Annotated in this window: 16 protein-coding genes; 8 read left to right on the top strand and 8 right to left on the bottom strand. The window is 65.3% G+C overall.

The features are described from left to right. Positions 1–497: 497 nt before the first annotated feature. From QA609_RS08535 to glpA, 4 genes are all read right to left on the bottom strand, one after another. On the bottom strand, positions 498–1,658 hold the full coding sequence (locus tag QA609_RS08535; protein WP_278302171.1) for an AAA family ATPase: 1,161 nt from the start codon (positions 1,656–1,658) through the stop codon (positions 498–500). Beyond that, positions 1,658–3,010, bottom strand: coding sequence for an anaerobic glycerol-3-phosphate dehydrogenase subunit C (locus QA609_RS08530; RefSeq protein ID WP_278302170.1), 1,353 nt, complete (start codon positions 3,008–3,010; stop codon positions 1,658–1,660). Before QA609_RS08530 ends, QA609_RS08535 begins: the two co-directional genes overlap by 1 nt. A 100-nt stretch (positions 3,011–3,110) precedes the next feature. Beyond that, a complete protein-coding gene (glpB, locus tag QA609_RS08525) occupies positions 3,111–4,394 on the bottom strand; it encodes a glycerol-3-phosphate dehydrogenase subunit GlpB (protein WP_278302169.1) in 1,284 nt (427 codons plus the stop codon). 1 nt (position 4,395) lies between these two features. Then, entirely contained in the window at positions 4,396–6,108 is a 1,713-nt protein-coding gene (gene glpA, locus QA609_RS08520; RefSeq protein ID WP_278302168.1) for an anaerobic glycerol-3-phosphate dehydrogenase subunit GlpA, read from the bottom strand. A gap of 308 nt (positions 6,109–6,416) precedes the next feature. Here glpA and glpK point away from each other — a divergent pair, with 308 nt between their 5' ends. Together glpK and QA609_RS08510 are read left to right on the top strand one after the other, a co-directional pair. Next, positions 6,417–7,958, top strand: coding sequence for a glycerol kinase GlpK (gene glpK, locus QA609_RS08515; protein ID WP_278302167.1), 1,542 nt, complete (start codon positions 6,417–6,419; stop codon positions 7,956–7,958). Further along, positions 7,959–8,915: a hypothetical protein gene (locus QA609_RS08510; protein ID WP_278302166.1), complete on the top strand. Its 957-nt coding sequence runs from the start codon at positions 7,959–7,961 to the stop codon at positions 8,913–8,915. It abuts the gene before it with no gap. A 63-nt stretch (positions 8,916–8,978) separates the two neighbouring features. On the opposite strand, the gene QA609_RS08505 is transcribed toward QA609_RS08510, so the two are convergent. Further along, complete coding sequence (locus QA609_RS08505) at positions 8,979–9,530, bottom strand: universal stress protein (RefSeq protein WP_278302165.1); 552 nt, start codon at positions 9,528–9,530, stop codon at positions 8,979–8,981. 141 nt (positions 9,531–9,671) lie between these two features. On the opposite strand from QA609_RS08505, the gene QA609_RS08500 reads away from it, so the two are divergent. The 5 genes from QA609_RS08500 (at position 9,672) to QA609_RS08480 (ending at position 12,500) form a co-directional block, all read left to right on the top strand. After that, the gene (locus tag QA609_RS08500; RefSeq protein WP_278302164.1) at positions 9,672–10,085 is read left to right on the top strand and encodes a hypothetical protein; all 414 of its coding nucleotides are present in this window, start codon (positions 9,672–9,674) and stop codon (positions 10,083–10,085) included. Between the two features lie 54 nt (positions 10,086–10,139). Continuing rightward, positions 10,140–10,343 (top strand): hypothetical protein, encoded by a 204-nt coding sequence (locus tag QA609_RS08495; RefSeq protein ID WP_278302163.1) that lies wholly within the window; start codon positions 10,140–10,142, stop codon positions 10,341–10,343. A 57-nt stretch (positions 10,344–10,400) separates the two neighbouring features. Next, positions 10,401–10,610, top strand: a complete 210-nt coding sequence (locus tag QA609_RS08490; RefSeq protein ID WP_278302162.1) for a hypothetical protein — start codon at positions 10,401–10,403, stop codon at positions 10,608–10,610. Then, the gene (locus QA609_RS08485) at positions 10,582–11,706 is read left to right on the top strand and encodes a hypothetical protein (protein WP_278302161.1); all 1,125 of its coding nucleotides are present in this window, start codon (positions 10,582–10,584) and stop codon (positions 11,704–11,706) included. Before QA609_RS08490 ends, QA609_RS08485 begins: the two co-directional genes overlap by 29 nt. A 110-nt stretch (positions 11,707–11,816) precedes the next feature. Continuing rightward, positions 11,817–12,500, top strand: a complete 684-nt coding sequence (locus tag QA609_RS08480; RefSeq protein ID WP_278302160.1) for a phosphoglycolate phosphatase — start codon at positions 11,817–11,819, stop codon at positions 12,498–12,500. A gap of 664 nt (positions 12,501–13,164) precedes the next feature. On the opposite strand, the gene QA609_RS08475 is transcribed toward QA609_RS08480, so the two are convergent. After that, positions 13,165–14,346: a glycine cleavage T C-terminal barrel domain-containing protein gene (locus tag QA609_RS08475; protein ID WP_343233793.1), complete on the bottom strand. Its 1,182-nt coding sequence runs from the start codon at positions 14,344–14,346 to the stop codon at positions 13,165–13,167. Positions 14,347–15,131: 785 nt separating this feature from the next. Here QA609_RS08475 and QA609_RS08470 point away from each other — a divergent pair. Beyond that, a complete protein-coding gene (locus tag QA609_RS08470) occupies positions 15,132–15,314 on the top strand; it encodes a hypothetical protein (protein ID WP_278302158.1) in 183 nt (60 codons plus the stop codon). Positions 15,315–15,354: 40 nt separating this feature from the next. On the opposite strand, the gene QA609_RS08465 is transcribed toward QA609_RS08470, so the two are convergent. Both QA609_RS08465 and QA609_RS08460 read right to left on the bottom strand, forming a co-directional pair. Beyond that, positions 15,355–16,176, bottom strand: a complete 822-nt coding sequence (locus QA609_RS08465; protein ID WP_278302157.1) for an ABC transporter ATP-binding protein — start codon at positions 16,174–16,176, stop codon at positions 15,355–15,357. 2 nt (positions 16,177–16,178) lie between these two features. Then, on the bottom strand, positions 16,179–17,819 hold the full coding sequence (locus tag QA609_RS08460) for a hypothetical protein (protein ID WP_278302156.1): 1,641 nt from the start codon (positions 17,817–17,819) through the stop codon (positions 16,179–16,181). Positions 17,820–17,829: the final 10 nt, after the last annotated feature.

Genomic DNA, 17,829 nt, shown 5'->3' with positions numbered 1-17,829 from the left:
CCGGTATGCGTGAGGACGATTTCGTCGAGACCCTACTCGAGTGGTACGCCGAAAACGGACGCCACGATCTGCCGTGGCGTGGCTCGGATGCTTCGCCCTTCGAGATACTGGTCGCCGAGCTCGTGCTCCAGCAAACCTCGGCGGAGCAGCTAGCTAATCGTCCTCCTGGAGCGACGACCGTACCGGTCCGATCCCGCCCGTGTGAACGCGGGAAAGACGGCGGTCCGTCTCCCAGACGAGTTGGTACATCGTAGACACCGATGCTCCACCGATGCGATGGAGTGGATTACCCTCGATTCGGACGCTCGTACCGGGTGTGACCACCGGTTCCAACGATGGGTCTACTACCTCGTTCCGATCGCGGTCATCGGACCTGGGGTGCGGTCCGGACAACGGTCCCAACGATCGCGTTCAGTCGCCGGGTTTGTCGACCGGGTACGTCTACATCGAATCATCGAATTTCGGCCATCTTCGTCGGTCGAATCTGACTGATCGGCTCACGACGATTCACCGTCCGTCGCGGCCAGCGCCCGGAACACGATCGTCGGGAACCGGGGAACCACCGTGCTCGGACGGCGCCCGCTCCCGTTCGTCGGGAGCGGTACCCGCTCGATGACGCCCCGATCGGCGAGTTCGTACAGGAACCGTTTGACCGTCCCGGCGGTCAACCCCGATCGGTCGGCGATTTCGGTCGCGACCTCTCGAATGGGTCGGTCTGCCGCATCGACAGTACTCAGGTCGCACAGCACCCGCTGGCGCGTCTCCGAGAGCGAGAGCGCTCGATCGACGTGGACCCCGGCATCCGGAACGTTCTCCATCGCCCGCTCGAGGTGGGAGCGCTCGATCCGATCCGCGTCGTCCTCGCCGGCCAGCACCGCCGCCCCGAACAGCGCCGCGAGCGCGTCGTGAGCGTTGCCGTCGGCCCAGATCGCGATCTCGCGGACGGTCTCGTGGTCGAGCGCGCCCGCCGTCAGCCCCGTCGACGTCCGATCGGTGACGACGTCGACGAGTTCGTGGTGGCGGTAGGCCGGCGCCGTCACCGTCGTCCCGCGCCAGCCCTCGGGCTCGTGCTGGCCGACAGCGAGCGTCGAGATGCTCTCGCTCGCCGGCTCGACGAGCTCGCGAACCCGGTCGTAGGAGAGGGTTTCCGGCTCGTCGTGGTGATCGACGGCCACGACGGCTCGCCGGTCCGGTCGCGAGAGCCGGGTGCAGAGGCGCTCCCGCAGGTCGTCGGTCCCGACGCCGCTCTCGGGAACCGAGTCCGGGGAGATCATCGAGAGCACGGTCCGGTAGAACGCGAAGGGGCTTCCGACGCGTCGGGCGTCGACGTAGACGAACCACGTCACCGTCCCGGAGCTGCCGGCCCGGGTCGTCGTTCCGATCGTTCGAGTGGGCTCGCCGAGGCGTTCGTTCAGCGCCTCGAGCAGCGCCGTCACGATCGCGGACGTGCCGGCTCCCGCCGGGCCGACGAGTGCTGCCGGTTCGGGCAACTCGTCGTCGAACACCGGCTCGAGCGCGTCGAGCAGCTGCTCGAGCACGGGCCCTCGTCCCACGGGCTCCGCGCGATGGACGACCGGGCTGAGGTGGTTGCGGTTGACGACGATCCCGCTCGTTCGGTGCGCGGATCGTCGTCTGGCGATACGCTCCTCGAGGTTCATCAGTCGACGAGCGCGGCCTCGAGGACCTCGAGGGTGTGGGTGATCTCGTAGCCGGTGCCGTGGCCCATCTGCATCGAACAGGTCGGACACTCCGTGAGTCCGGTCGTCGCTTCCGCGTCTTCCATGTGTTCGAACATCTCCTCGCCGATCTTCATGGAGGTTTCGTAGTTCTCCTCCTTCCAGCCGTACGTTCCGGAGATGCCCGAACAGGAGTCGCCGACGTCTTCGACGTCGATCCCGTCGATCGCGCTCAGCACCTCGACGGTCTGACCGTCCAGTCCCTGGTTGCGGGCGTGACACGGCGCGTGGTAGGCGAACTCCGCATCGACAGCGGTCCCCTCGAGCTCGCCCGTCAGGTCCTCGTGGACCCGGAGATACTCGACGGCGTCCCAGGTGTTCGCGGCGACGTCTTCGGTGCCCTCGAAGTCGAACAGCTCGGGATACTCCTGGCGGATCGACATCGAACACGAGCTACAGGAGGCGACGATATCGGCGCCGTCTTCGATCGCGTCGGCGAGCTCGCGGACGTTGGTCTCGGCGGCTCGGCGGGCGTCCTCGAGCATCCCGTTGGCGAACATCGGCGTCCCGGAACAGGCCTGCTCGGGGACCATCACCTCGTAGCCGAGCTGTTCGTAGACCCGGACGAGCGCCTTTGCGACCTCCGGCGTGTTGTAGTTCGAGTAACAGCCGTGGAAGTACGCGATCCGCTTGTGAGGGTTCTCGAGGTCCTCGCCGCGTTCGGCTCGAGCCGCCCGCGCTCGCTCCCTCGAGGTATCGTTGCCGCCGCGCTCGGCCCACCAGCCGCGGAACGTCTGGGTCGCGAACTCAGGGAACTCCCGGTCGCCGGCGATCCCCATCACCTTCTCGCCCATCCACTGGGTGACCGACAGCCCCATCACGAAGTTGGCGGTCCGGGGGAAGGTCGCGGCGATCGGCGCCAGCTTTCGGTAGTTCGAGAGCATCCGGTTGCGCCAGTACTCCCGGGAGAGCTTGCTCATGTTCTCCTCGACGTACTCGGCCCGAGCGGTGTTGTGCATCTGGGAGAGGGGAACCTCGGAGGGGCAGGCGCTGTCACAGCGCATGCAGTTCGAACACTTCATCACCGAGTCGTCGATGTCGTGGTCCTCCTGGCGCTTGAGCCGCCACTGCTCGGGGCCCTGGAACTTCGGTCCGGGGAACTCGTCGTCGACCTCGGCGACGGGACAGTTCGTGTCGCAGGTCGAACACTTGTAACAGTTGTCGGCGCCAGGCCGGAGGTCCATCTCCTCGGCCTCGGGGAACACCTCGATCGGCTCGAACCCCTCTTCCTCGCCCGGTACGTGATCGTCCATCGGCTGTTCTGCGTCACTCATCGAATCACCAGTATCGGTCGGTTTCGCTCGTTCGTGTCGTTCGCGCTTCTCGAGTCGCTCGAGGCGGCTGTCGCCACTGCACTCACCGCTGCGGTCGCGCTCATCTGCTCGCCTCCGTGCCGGCCCGACCGCCCGCGACGTACCCCGTCGCAAGCGAGACGCCGGCACCCGATTTTTCGGCCGCGTAGTCGTAGCCGCCAAGCACCGCCCCCGCCGCCCGCAGGTTGGAAAACTCGGGTTCCTCGTCGACGTCGAGCGGTCGCAGCTCCCGGTCCGGAACGACGCCGAACCGGGCGTAGGGCTGCTCGCCGAAGACGTCGTCGACGAACCAGTCGTAGCGGTCGTCGGCGTGTGGCACGTAACAGTCGAAGATCGGCTCGAACACGCGCTCGCGCTCGCTGCGAACGCCCTTGCCGACGAGCCCGCCCGTCGCGAGGACGTACTGGCTCGCCTCGTGGGGGATCTCCTGGCCGTGACGATCGACCAGCACGTGGTCGATCGCCCCGTCGTCGGTCTCGTAGTCGACCACCGGCACGCCCGAGGTTACGCGCACGCCGGCGTCCTCGAGCGCCCCGTACAGTAGGTCCTCGAGGCGCATGCCCGGCAGGCTCGGCGGTCCCATCGGTACCTCGAAGACGTCGACACCCAGCGACTCGGCGAGGTCGGCTCGGACCTCCGCGGCGTGTTCGTCGCCCAGTAGCGCGGGAAACCCGACGCGGGACTCGCCCTCGAGGTGCGGTCTCACGGTCGCGGCGAGCGCCTGGCGGGCGGAGCGTTCGCCAGACCCCGTCGATACGGGCTCCTCGTGGTCGAGCAAGTGGGCGTACCGCGTGAGCTTCGCGTCGTCCCGGACGATGCCGGGGAATCGAAGGGTGACGCCACGGGCAGAGAACGGCGCGCCCGCGGCCTCGAGGTGTGCTGCAGCAAGGGGGGCCTCGAAATCGGTCAGCGTCTCGAAGCCGACAAGCAGCGTGTCCTCGGCGACGCTCGCCAGTCCGGCGGCCGTCGAGATCGGATACCGGGCCGTCGGTTTGACGGTGCCGCCGTGGGTCGGCACCAGCGCGTTCGAGTCGGTGTGGTCGCCGGCGTAGGCGTCCCCGGCGACCTCGTCGAAAAACGAAAGCGCGTCGCGGACCGCCTCGGTGCCGACCCGCTCGTAGGGGTGGCCCTTCGGGAGCTCCTCGAGTCGCTCGAACGGGTCGACGATCGGGCCCTCGCCCTCGTGGGTGTAGCCCAGCACGTCGATCAGTCCGCTCGCGTTCCGGAGGGTGCTCTGCTTGTGCGTGACGAGTCGGACGTCGACGCCCTCCTCGGCCGCGGCGAGCGCCGCGGTCGCGCCTGCGATCCCGCCGCCGATCACGAGGACGTCGTCGGCTATCGCCATCTCAGTCACCCCCGGATCGGCGCTGCGACGGGGTCCGCGCGCTCGAGTCGCCCGAATCGAACGCACCGTAGTCGACTCCCCCCGTACGGCTTGCGGGATCGTTATCCCGGTTCATCGTCGTCGCGTGCAGGGCGTAGTTGAGCATCGCCTGGGAGAGCTGCTCGCCCCAGAGGGCGTGGCGCTCACCCTTCCAGCGCTCCTGGAACAGTTCGTCGAGCGCTTCCCGGGTCGTCTCCTCGTCGTACTCCGGGTGGAGCTCGTTGGCCATGTTCGCACAGCAGAAGCCGCCCTGACAGTTGCCCATCGAGGCGCGGGTCCGGATGCGGACCGCGTTGAGATCCGAGCCGGACTGTGAGATCGCGTCCTGAATCTCGGCTCGGGTCACCCCCTCGCACTGGCAGATCACCGGGTTGGGCTCGTCCGTACCCAGGACCTCCTGGGATCGGCTCCCGAGTCGCTGTTTACTCCGGCGGGCGACCGGCGAGCGAAGCCCGAAGTCGTCCATTCCTTCCTCGAGGACGGCGAGGTTCTCGCTGCCCGGCAGGGCCTCCTCGGCGGTCGCACAGGAGGCCCGCACGCCGAGTTGCTCGCAGACGTGGTTCGAGATCTCCTCGGCCATCGCTCGGTAGGTGGTGAACTTCCCGCCGACGATGCTCGACATGCCCGAGACGCCGTCGCGGTCCTCGTGATCGAGCAGGAAGAAATCGCGCGTGATATCGGTGGGATCCTTCGTCCCCCGGCCCGGGGGTTCGTACAGCGGTCGCACGCCCCAGAACGAGCGAATCGTCCGAGCCTCCTCGAGGATCGGCACGAGCTCCGAGAGCGTGTCGATCATCATGTCGACCTCCCAACGCTCCTCGGGGTAGTCGTCGGGATCGGAGACCTCTTCGTCTGTAGTGCCAAGAATCGCCGTCGTCTCGTGGGGGACGATGATGTCGGCGTCGCCCTTCGGTCGACAGCGGTTGATGACCGTGTCGACCTGCCGGACGTTCATGATCGTCATCACGCCCTTCGAGGGACGGACCTCGACGTCCAAGTCGGCCATCGCACCGATCTGGCCGGCCCAGGCGCCGGTCGCGTTGACGACGTACTCTGCGGTGATGTCCTCGGTCGTTCCGGGCGTTTTGTGGGTGCGCTTGCCAGGCCCGGAGTCGTGGCGCACCGTCACGCCGTGGATGTCGTCGCCCTCCCGCAGCAGATCGACGACCTCGGCGTGGGTCTCGATGCGGGCACCGTGTCGCTCGGCGTCGATCGCGTTCGCGACGCAGAGCCGGAACGGATCGATCGCCCCGTCGGGGACCTGGATCGCGCGTTTGACGTCTTTCGCGAGATAGGGTTCGACCTCGCGGGCCTCCCGTCCCGAGAGCACTTTCGCGGGGATGTCACAGTCGCGACAGCCCTCGAGTTTCTCCCGGAAGTAGTCGTCGTCGTCCTCGGGCCGCTGGACGAACAGCCCGCCGGTCATCTCGACGCAGTGGCCGGCAATATCCCGAAGGATCTCGTTTTCTTCGATACACTCGACCGCGCTGGCCTGGTCCGAAACCGCGTATCGCCCCCCGCTGTGGAGCAGGCCGTGCATTCGGCCAGTCGTTCCGTCGGTCAGATTGCCTCGCTCGACGAGCGTAACCTCGAGGCCGCGCATCGCCAGATCCCTGGCGATGCCACAGCCGGTCGAGCCGCCCCCGAGTACGAGAACCTCGGTGTCATATGCCATCCCTTACGTTCGTACCTTGCGCTCCTCTCCCTTTATTTTATCGACGACACGGAATCGCTAGTAATACACGAATAGTTCGGCCATCGGACCGGTTCCGATCGGTATTGACTCCACGTACAGAAAGCACCGGTATATCGACGTTCGGACGAGTCGGCCGAAGATTCTGGCCGTATTGTACATATTGATTCGACGAAAACACGTCGGCCATATTATGAGTTCGGTAACGTTTATAATGATCGTAGGAAATGTTTACCAGTAGAATGCGATCGGCAGTAAAGAGATCGCTCGGAACGATGGGGTGACCACCAATGACAGGAGAAACATACGTCGGTGCGGTTGACCAGGGAACGACAGGAACGAGGTTTATGGTGTTCGACCACGGCGGACAGGTCGTCGCCAACGCCTACGAGAAACACGAACAGATCTATCCGGAACCGGGATGGGTCGAACACGACCCGATGGAGATCTGGGAGAACACGAAAAGTGTCATCACGACGGCACTGGGCCAGGCGGGAGTCAGCCCCGACCAGCTCGAGGCGATCGGCGTCACGAACCAGCGGGAGACGACGCTGCTGTGGGACGCCGACTCGGGACGACCGGTCCACAACGCCATCGTCTGGCAGGACCGGCGGACGACCGATCGGGTCGAACAGCTCGAGGAGGACGATCTCGTCGGGACCGTCCGGGAGAAGACGGGACTCGAGGCCGACGCCTACTTCTCGGCGACGAAAGCCGAGTGGCTCCTCGAGAACGCCGATCCGATCAAGATGGAGCGCACCCGACCCGACGACATCCAGGACCGGGCGTCTCAGGGTGAGGTGCTGTTCGGGACGATCGACACCTGGCTGATCTACAACCTCACCGGTGAGCACATCACCGAGGTGACGAACGCCTCGCGGACGATGCTGTACAACATCCACGACCTCGAGTGGGACGACGAACTCCTCGAGGAGTTCGGCATCCCGGAGGCGATGCTTCCGGAGGTTCGACCCTCGAGCGACGAGGAAACGTACGGCTCGACCGACCCGGACGGCTTCCTCGAGGCCGAGGTTCCCGTCGCCGGGGCCCTGGGCGACCAGCAGGCGGCGCTGTTCGGCCAGACCTGTTTCGACGCCGGCGAGGCCAAAAACACCTACGGCACCGGCTCGTTCTTCCTGATGAACACGGGCGACGAGGCCGTCGAGAGCGACCACGGCCTGCTGACGACTATCGGCTTCCAGCGTTCGGGCGAACCCGTTCAGTACGCACTCGAGGGGGCGATCTTCGTTACGGGTGCGGCGATCGAGTGGCTCGAGGACATCTCACTGATCGACAACCCGGCACAGACCGCCGAACTGGCCCGCAACGTCGACTCGACGGACGGCGTCTACGTCGTCCCGGCGTTCACGGGACTCGGTGCCCCCCACTGGGACCAGCGCGCCCGCGGCACCATCGTCGGAATGACACGCGGTACCGGGAAGGCACACATCGTCCGGGCGACGCTCGAGTCGATCGCCTACCAGACCCGCGACGTCGCCGAGGCGATGGAGGCCGACTCCGGCATCGAGATGACGTCCCTGAAAGTCGACGGCGGCGCCGTCAAGAACAACTACCTCTGTCAGCTTCAGGCGGACATCATCGGCTCGGAGATCGTTCGTCCGGTCGTCGACGAGACCACCGCGCTCGGTTCGGCGTACGCCGCCGGACTGGCGGTCGGCTACTGGGAGGACGCCGAGGGGCTGCGCGACAACTGGCAGGTCGATCGCGAGTTCAACCCGGAGATGGACCCCGCCAAGGCCGACAAGAAGTACGACCGATGGAGCGACGCCGTCGAGCGCTCACTCGACTGGGCGACCGACGGGAGTGATTAGATGGTTCTCGAAACGGCACTCGGGGATCCGGTCTTCTGGATGGCCGCGTTCGCTGGCGGGGCTTTCGCGGCGTCGATCGGAGCCCTTCCGGCGTTCGTCTTCACTGGATTCATGGTCATCGGGGGCGAGATGCTGTTTCTCGCTGCCGACGTCGACGCCGTCACCGGACTGGTCGGGTTCGGTCCGATCTTCGGCCCGCACGTCTCGTTCGCGGGCGGTGCCGCCGCGGCCGCCTACGCGGCGAAACAGGGGTATCTCGACGACGGGAAAGACATCGCGAGCGCCCTCGGCACACACAACGTCGACGTGTTGGTGGTCGGGGGCCTCTTCGGGGTGTTCGGGTTCGCAGCGGTCGAATTGCTGAACTTCGTCGAGTTCGGGACCGACAACATCGCGCTGATGGTGTTCGTCTCGGCGCTCGTCCACCGCGTCGTCTTCGGCTACAGCATTATCGGCGAGATCACCGGCAAGAACATCTTCGATATGAGCCCGGCCGAACGGGGCGAGGAGGATGCGCCCGGCATCTGGCTACCCTGGCAGTACAAACCCCAGGGCGTCGCGATGATCGGCCTCGTCGGGGGGCTACTCGGGGGATTCCTCTACCTCGAGACCGGAAGCGTCGTGCTGTCGTTCGGGATCAGCGCGGCCAGCCTGCTGTTCCTGAACCTCGGCATCGACGACTTCCCGGTCACCCACCACATCACGCTGCCCGGTTCCGTCGGTGCGTTCAGCGCCGCCGCGACGGGCTTCGGCCCGACGACCGCGATGGTGTTCGCGATCGTGTTCGGCCTCTTCGGTGCGTTCATGGGCGAACTCTGTAACCGGGTGTTCTACGCCCACGGCAAGACACACGTCGACCCGCCGGCGTTCGGCATCTTCATGTCGGGACTGCTCGCGACCCTGCTGGTCATCATCGGTGTCTTCGACGCCACGTTCTGGCCCACCTTCGGGTTCTAACGGGGCGACACCGAGGCGGTCGATGTTTTTTCGAACGAAACGGTCACACGCTCGAGCGACGGCTCACTCGCTCGCCGTTTCATCCTCGTCGGCTCTGATCGTCACGACCGGCACGTCGGACATCCGAACGACCTTCTCGGCGACGCTCCCGAGCAGATAGCGATCGAGACCGCTCCGTCCGTGGGTGCCCATGACGATCATGTCGATGTCGTGGTCGTCGACGTACTCGAGGATCGCCTCGTACGGTTTGCCGACCTGGACCGTCGCGACGGTGTCGACGTCGCCGAACTCGCCCGCGATGGACTCGACGACCGAGGTCGCGTGGCGCTCGAGGGCGTCTTTGAGTTCACGGTGATCCTCGGCCATCATACCGGTCTGTGATCCGTTGCCGGTCCCGCCCATCATGCCGGTCTCGGGCTCCGCTTCCGTCTCGCTCATCATCCCCGACGGGACGTCCTCGCTCCCGCCGCCGGCCATGTAGCCGACGTAGTCCGAGTTGACGGCGTGCAGGACGTGGACGGTGGCACCGTACTGCTCGCCGAGTTCGAGCGCGTGGTCGAACGCGGCGCTGGCGCCCGCGCTTCCGTCGGTCGGATACAGAATGTCGGTGTACATATTGAGTCACCACTCCGTGGTGTTTTGTACCACGACGAGGCCATTAGCGTTTGTCCCGGCGTGCTCGTGGCAGGTGCGACCCTCACCTCGCCGCTTCCGCCAGTTACAACAGTTATTTCGGTGCCGTGAGTATCCATCCCCATGACCGCCGTGGAGCGTCCGAGACGGGTGCAACTGGTCGACAAGTGGAGCTGGCTCGTGGCGATGTCGGTTACGATCGGCCTCTTTACGATCAGCCTGCTGGCGACCCTCGATCCGCAGTTCAGCGCCGTCGCCGCCGCGGGAGCGGGTATCGGCGTCCAGTTCTTCCTGCCGTATCAGGCCCGACGATCGGTCGCAACGACGGAACAGGGGGCCGACAGTAGCGACGAAACGGGGGGGATCCACCAGGGGGCCGCGGGCGGTGCGGTGTTCGTCGCGTCGATACTCGCCGTGGTCGTGATGGTCGTCACCGCGGACTCGACGACCGCGCTGTGGGTCGGCGCCCTCGTGCTCGCGGCGGTGTACGCCGCGCTGGCGACCGTCCTCGAGCGGGTTCCGGTCGACGGCTCCTGACCGGCGCCACCCCCACACGCAATCCTTATTTTGATTCGATGTATCGGGTTGTCTATGAGTTGGCGGTTCGGACTGGACGGGCGGGACAGACGAAATATGATGCTCGCGACGGGAGTCATGATCCTGCTGCTGTTCGTGTACGCGGACGGCTCGCTCGGAGAACGGGTGCTCGCGGCGGTCGTCGGCGGCCTGTTCGCGGCGCTGATATTCGCGGCGGTGACCGTCCTCATCAACGCCTACAAACCTGACCACTGGTGAGAGTCCTCGACCCCGACAAATCAGACGACTTTAGTCTGCCCTCGAGCATCCACGAGTATGGACGACGACCGGCCGTTCGTGCGCGATATCGACAGCAGGCCGATCCGCCCGAACGGATTGGGGATCGGGCCGCGCGTCTTCGATCCGCAGATGGACTGCGCGAAAGCGGACCGAAAGCACGACCGCTGGAGCGACCACCTCGACCGAACTCGGAACTGGGTCCGGGAGGTGACTGAGGATGCTCGACGCACTCCTCGATCTCGCTGAGATCATCGCCGCCTTCGGTGGCGGCGCGTTCGGTGCCGCACTCGGACCGCTGCCGGCGTTTATTTTTACCGGGTTTATGGTAATCGCGGGCGAGGCCGCGACGCTCGTCGATCCAGAGGCAGCCGCGATCACCGACCAGGTCGCGTTCGGACCGCCGTTCTCGCCGGCGATCAGCTTCGCAGGCGGGGTGGCGGCGACGGCCTACGCGGCCCGTCGAGGGTATATGGACACCGGATTCGACTACCACGAGGCCAAGAACATCGCCTACGCGCTCGGGACGAAACCCGACGTGCTGGCGGTCGGGGGCGCGTTCGGAATCCTGGGCTACTGGCTCGTCACGATCTCGGCGCAACTGGGGATGCCGTACGATCCGATCGCGATGGGGGTCGTCCTCTCGGCCTTTGCCCACCGACTGATTCTGGGCTACAGCATCATCGGCACGGTTCGCGGCGCGAACATCCTCGACATGAGCCCGTTCGAGCGCGAGGAGACCCGCGTCCGCGCCATCGACGAATCCGCAACGGACGGTGGTGAACGGACCGGTAGCGGCGAGACGCAGCCAAAACCCACCGCGGCGACCCGGAAGGAACGGCTCAAGGTCGAGCCGTGGCTCCCCCACCAGTACAAGTGGGACCACGTCGCAACGCTCGGACTCGTGGCCGGGATCCTCGGCGCCTACGTCGGGATCGTGACCGGGAGCGCGTTCCTCGGGTTCGGGATCAGTGCGGCGTCGCTGGTCTTCCTCAACTGCGGTGTCGAGAAGATCCCGGTGACCCACCACATCACGCTTCCGGCTGCAACCGCCGCGCTGGCGGTCTACGTGCCTTCTGACGGCGGTATCGCAGAGGGCGCACCGGTCGCCTACGACGGCGGTGCGTTGCTTGCCGGCACCGGCGCCGAGGTCGCCCTGATCGTCGGCCTCGTCATCGGCGTGATCGCCGCGCTGTTCGGCGAGGTCTTCCAGCGGACCTTCTTCGCTCACGGCGATACCCACGTCGACCCGCCCGCAGCGGCGATCGTCTTCGGAACCTTCCTCGTCGCACTCCTGTACGTTCTCGGGGTCTTCCCGACGACGGTCTGGATTCCGTGGTTCTGATCGCTCGCTGACCTCGAGTTGTTTTCCGTCGTGTTCGAACGCCTCGAGCGAGCGCACTCGCGCTCGTTCGGATCCGTTCGCTTTAGGCGACCGCGATCCGACGTCCCGGTATGACCGCCGACCCGCCGCTGGTTCTCGACATCGACGGTACGCTGACCCGCCCCGAGGGCTGGGGGATCGACCCGCGTGTCTTCGACCCGATTCGCGACTGGGAGGCCCCGGTCGTGATCGCCACCGGGAAGGCCTTCCCCTACCCCGTCGCGCTCTGTCACTTCGTCGGCGTCCCCGAACTCGTCGTCGCCGAGAACGGCGGCGTCGTCTACACCGGCGACGACGTCTTCTTCACCGCCGACCGGGAGGCCGCCCAGGCCGTCGCCGAGCGCTACCGGGGGGCGGGCTACGAACTGGGCTGGGGCGAGGAGGACACGGTCAACCGCTGGCGCGAGACCGAGGTCGCGATCAACCTCGAGCAACCGATCGAACCGCTTCGGGAGATCGCCGCCGAGTACGGCCTCGAGGTCGTCGACACGGGTTACGCCTACCACGTCAAGGATACGGATCCGAACAAGGGCGACGGCGTCGAGACCATCGCCGACCACGTCGGCTTCGACCTCGAGGAGGCGGTCGCGGTCGGCGACTCGATCAACGACGTCTCGACGTTCGAGGCCGTCGGCCGGAGCTTCGCGGTGGCCAACGCCGACGCAGCCGCGACCGAGGCGGCCGACGAGGTGCTCGAGGCCGAACACGCCGACGGAACGCTGTCAGTGCTCGAGCGCGTTCGCGGAACTCGGTAATGCTCGGACCCGCGTCGACGACAGGACATCCGACGGCTCGTCCGGGACGGGACGCGTTCGAACGGACCAAATCACGCCGTCACGCTGCGGTGGCGCGTGCTGTCAGCTAGAATCGAGCGACAGCGAGATCCTGGCTGGCAGTACTGCGCGAGGTCTTCGTGAGCAGCGCGAACGAAGGCTTGTCAGAGTGAACTCTGACAGGGGACGAGCGAGGAAACGAAGTGACCGAGCGAGTCGACTGGGGAGGGCGTGGCGATTCCCCGTTTCCGTGATCGACAGACGATTAGCGACAGATCGTACCGCGGTTTTGTCGTCCAGTTTGCGTCGTGGGCCTGAGGCGGCCGAAGTGTTACATGCAGATGCCCACGTACCTTTCTCTCGTCGGGTTCGCTCGCAGGACTCGCTCACCACTCTTCTGCTTACGGGCGCGAAGCGCCCGTTTGCATGGTCAGTGGGACCACGATCCCACTCGACTCCAAAAATCTACGCTAAAAAGCCGCTCGCTCCCGATAGTCGCTCGCGGGTGCTGCGATTGTGGCGCTACCGCAGTGACACCGCCTCCGCCTGCACTGTTCAGAGGGAGTCTGAGCACTGTCAATAGGGGTCACGTCTTGGAGTGGTAATCCGTTGAGTCCATCACAACTTGTCTTCGGAGAAACGACTCTCAATCGTCAATATCGTCCCTGGCGTGAATTTTGGCCTGTTCACGGGCGCTGGGATTGACTGACTCTTTGAACGGAACTTTCGCCAGCGTCGCATATACGGGTTTGCCGGGCACCTCAGCGTACTCGTCCGGGAGGTGAACTGCAAGCTCCACATCGAGGTCCGCGTCATATATCGAGTCGTCGAGCGGAACGTCGGTCGCAGCCTGCAGTTTCGCCGCTGGCACGAATCCGAGGCCGATATTGGTCTCGAGGTCCGGATTCCACCCCGCCGACGTCAGGTAGCCACATTCATCGCCCGTCTCCGGATCCGAGATGAGCCAGTAGTCCGAGGGCCATTCCAGAATCGGTTCGCCTGCCATTTTTAGACCGACCAGTTTGTGAGTGAACGGAAACGCACCGTTTTCGATGGCGTCCTTCTGACGTTCCAGTTCGGCTTTGCCAATGTAGTCCACGTCCTTGTCGTTGGGGACCTGATAGCCGAGGTTGACCTGGAACGGCGACGTCTCGTAGTCCATGTCCTGTCCCAACGACAGGATTCCAGCAGCGATACGTCGACGACCGTTTACTGGCGTCGCGGCACCGCCGTGGTCTTTGACCGTTTCGAGTACTGGATTCCACACTGCTTCGGCGTTCTTCGTCGCTTCACGGACGTATATTTCGAACCCTGCCTCTCCGGAGAAGCCCGTCTGACTCACCAGCACCGGGATGTCGTTGATAGTCGCTTCCATCAGTCCGTAGTACGGAACGTCTTCGACCGCATCACCGATGAGTGACTCCATCACATCGGGCGATTTCGGCCCCTGAATCTGCATCGGCGAGACGTCGATCTCGTCGATGTCGACCTCGAAGTCGTTGCCGACTGTGACCCCTTGCAACCACTGCAGCAGGTCGGAGTCAGCGATGGAGAACCAGAACTCGTCGTCGTCAGGCCGCAACAGGACAAAGTCATTGAGGATACCGCCGTCCTGGTTGCAGCAGATGGCGTACTTGCCACGCATCGTCTCGATGTCGGTGGCGTCTCGCGTAATGACGAAGTTGACGAACGCCTCGGCATCGGGTCCCGCGACACGAATCTGGCGCTCGACCGCGACGTCCCATAGCGCTACGTGGTTGACCAGCAACTCGTACTCGGCTTCCGCACCTCCGTCTTCGGGGTCGATGTACGCGCGGGGGTGATACATGTGGTTGTAAACCGTCGCCTGATGACACCCCTCCTCGACGGAGAGGTGCCAGAACGGCGACTTCCGAACCCGGGTAGAGGTCACGAGGTCAACGTCTGCGGCACCTGTTTGACGAAGATTTCTGGGAACAGTACGATCCGATTGGTCGACATTGGGGTGGTTCGGGTGGTGGTTTCTCGACATTGGTAATCTATTCCGGTGATTCAACGGAATGGTTGGATAGCGACATCCAGAGGCGCCCGAAGGGACTGGTATCGAACGGCGGGGTAACTCCCGTAGGGAGGTAGAACTTTGGTTCAGTGTCGGTGCCTCGGTCATCAGCATGGTATCTCTGTGTCATACAAGTGAATACTCGGTCATCGACATGGTACCATGTACCATGAAAGTGAATAACGTCCTGTGACCGGATTGCCCTCCCTCTTAATCGAATAATGTATTTATATCGGGTCTAGAATATTTCATGCTTCTCTGATTACTTTCGCAGGTTCTCGGTGGAAGCGGTGAGAACAACGAAGGCAAACAAAAAGAACGATTATCGCCCGGAGAACTCCACGAGAGATTTTCGATACACGTTCATCCTCGTTCTAAGTAGTGTACCACCGACTCCGGAGGGCCGCTCTCTTGTACTGACCCCAGCAGCCTCCGTTTCGCTGACCCGTAGAACAGTGCCCGACTGTTGACCGAAGACTCTGTACGCAACGTGAGTTTCATATCTTACTCTGAATAAAGAAATCGTGCTACCAGCCATTAGTTAACAACTTGCCCGTACGAGACAACCAGCCACTATGGTTCGAGCACGAATCGTCGGACTGGGATTGGTCCTCGCGACCGGACTCCTCCTCTGGACGACGACTCGAGTCAGCGGCTACGAGCAACAGGTCCTCTTTGCACTGCTGACGATGAGCGTCGCGCTCGCCGCCGTCGTCGTCCTCTTTCGCTCGCTCGAGCGCGTCGATGCGTCCGAGTAACTTGCTCGAGCGACACTGACACCGACGCTGGATCTCCTGCTCACTCGGTTTCGGTCGTCACCTCGAGAAAGACGTCCTCGAGCGTCGAGTCCGCACTGGTCTCGAGTCCCTCGAGCAGCTCCTCTGGCGACCCCGACTCGACGAGCCGTCCCTCGTAGCAGATCCCGACGTCGGTCGCGATCCGTTCGACAACCGGGAGGACGTGCGTCGAGAGGAAGACGGTCGTCCCGTTCGCGGCGAGTTCCGTCAGCAGCTCCCGAACCGTGCGCGCGGCCCGCGGGTCCAGCCCCGAGGTCGGCTCGTCCAGAAAGACCACGTCGGGATCGGAGAGGATCGCCTGCATCAGTCCTGTCTTCTGGCGCATCCCCTTCGAATACGTGACGATCCGGTCGTCGGCATCCTCGGCGAGCTCGAGTCGCTCGAGCAGTTCGTCCAGCCGCTCCTCGATCGCCGAGGCGTCCATCCCGCAGAGTCCGCCGTAGTACTCGAGTTGCTCGCGGGCGGTCAGCTGCTCGTAGATCGGCGGCGACTCGGGGAGGTAGCCGATGCGGTCGACCAGCGCCTCCCGATCCGCGATCGGAACGCCCGCGACGGCTCCGGAACCGTTCGTCGGGAGCGTCAGCGCCGTCAGCAGTCGAATCGTCGTCGTCTTGCCCGCGCCGTTCGGACCGAGGAAGCCGTAGATCGAACCGGGATCGACCTCGAGCGTGAGGTCCTCGACGGCGGTCGTCTCGCCGTAGGTCTTCGTGAGGCCGTTCGCGACGATGGCGGGTTCGCCGTTCGGTTCGTCGCTCGGATCGTCGGGTTCGTCGTTCAGTTTGTCGCTCGACTCGTCGGAGGTGTCGCGTGATGGCTGTGTCATGATTACTCGAGTCGGTAGTCGCGGTAGCGGGCGACGGCGATCCGAAACGCGATCCTCGAGACGCCGACCGCGAGGACGATCGTACAGCACAGTGCGCCGAGGCGGACGGCCGCGGTCGGGACGCCGAGGGCGGGCGCCCGCTCGTAGACCCACCGTGCGTTCCCGAGAAACGCCGGGAGCGCGACGAGCGAGACGATCCCGAAGCTCTTCGCCAGCCCCGAAAACGCCCCCCAGCCCGGCTCCGAGTACACCGGTCCGTCGGTGACAAAGCCGGAAACGGGGACGAGATCGGCGCGGTCGACGTTCAGTTCGATCGCGGCATTGACCGTCGCGGTACACGCACAGAGCGCGACGCCCGTCACCGCGAGCGCGCCCGTCTCGAGGAGACTCGCGTCGCTGACGATCCCGAGCGGGACGACCACGAGGACGACGAGTGGAACGCCGAGCAGGAGGCTCGCGAGAACCAGTCCTCCGACGAACTGCCGTCCTCGGACCGTCGTGAGCAGCATCGGGAGGACGCGATAGGCGCTGCCGATCGGCTCGGCGGTGAAGACGATCCCCGCCGCGACCCCGAGGCCGAACACCACCAGCAGGAAGCCGGGGGTCCCGAGCAGGGCGCCGAACACCGGCAGTCCGACCAAGGCGACGAACAGGAGGACGTACCCCGTCGACAGCAGTCCTCGCGGAGCGCGCCGCTCCGCGAGCAACCGCTCTCGAGCGACGGTGCGCGTCGGCCGCGAAACGGAGCCGCCCAGTAGACGGTCCAGTCGGCCGCCGCCGGCCAGCGAGCGCGAGTGCGAGGGGGTTGTCGATCGTGTCGAACCGACGGACTCGGTCACCCAGAGACGTCGGGCGACGTTGGTCGTCAGTCCCAGCAACGCCGGAACGACGACCGCGACGGCGCCGACCGCGGCCAGCGCGCGAAGCGGTTCGACCCCGGCAGTCCCATCGGCCCCCAGAAACGCGAGGTCGACCAGCAGCGCCAGCGGCAGCCACTCGAGCCACGCTCCCAGCTCCGCGGCCGACACCGACAGCTCCCGGAGGAGGAACCAGAGCGTCACGAGCGGCACCCAGCCGAACACGACGAGCAGGTTCCGGTACAGGCCGCCTCGCGCCAGCCGTCGACCGACGAGCGAGCCCGCGAGCCTGCCCGCGACGCCGACCGCGACGGCCAGCGCAGCGAGCGCCGCGATCGCGACGACGGCGGAGAGGGCGATCCACGGCGTTCCGGCGCCGACTGCGAGGCCGACCGCGACCCCGACGGTCGGCAGCACAATCGCGACGCCGACTCGAGCGAAGACGAACGACACCAGCCCGAGGACGGCGGTCCGTACGGGAACTGCGGTCAGCAACGCGTCGGATGACAGTCCCTCGAAGCGTCTGTGGGTCAACGAGGCGCTGCGGACGACGACCCAGCCGAACGCGAGCGTCACCGCGAGCGACCCTGCGGCGGAGGGCGCCGCCTCCGTCGTCGCCAGATCGTCCCCTACGACCCACGCGCCCGAACCGAGGACGACGGCGACCACGCAGTACGACAGAACCAGCCCGATCCGACGGCCCCTCGAGCGTCCGAACTCGCGGTCGTGGCGTCGCCACTCGATCCGAGCGATCCGCCCGCCGTCGCCGAGCCAGCCGTCGAGCATTCGATCCGTT

This window comes from Natronococcus sp. A-GB7 (assembly GCF_029688865.1).
Lineage (GTDB): Archaea > Halobacteriota > Halobacteria > Halobacteriales > Natrialbaceae > Natronococcus.
Note: the sequence above shows the minus strand (reverse complement) of the source record. Positions and strands in the feature narration are given on the sequence as shown.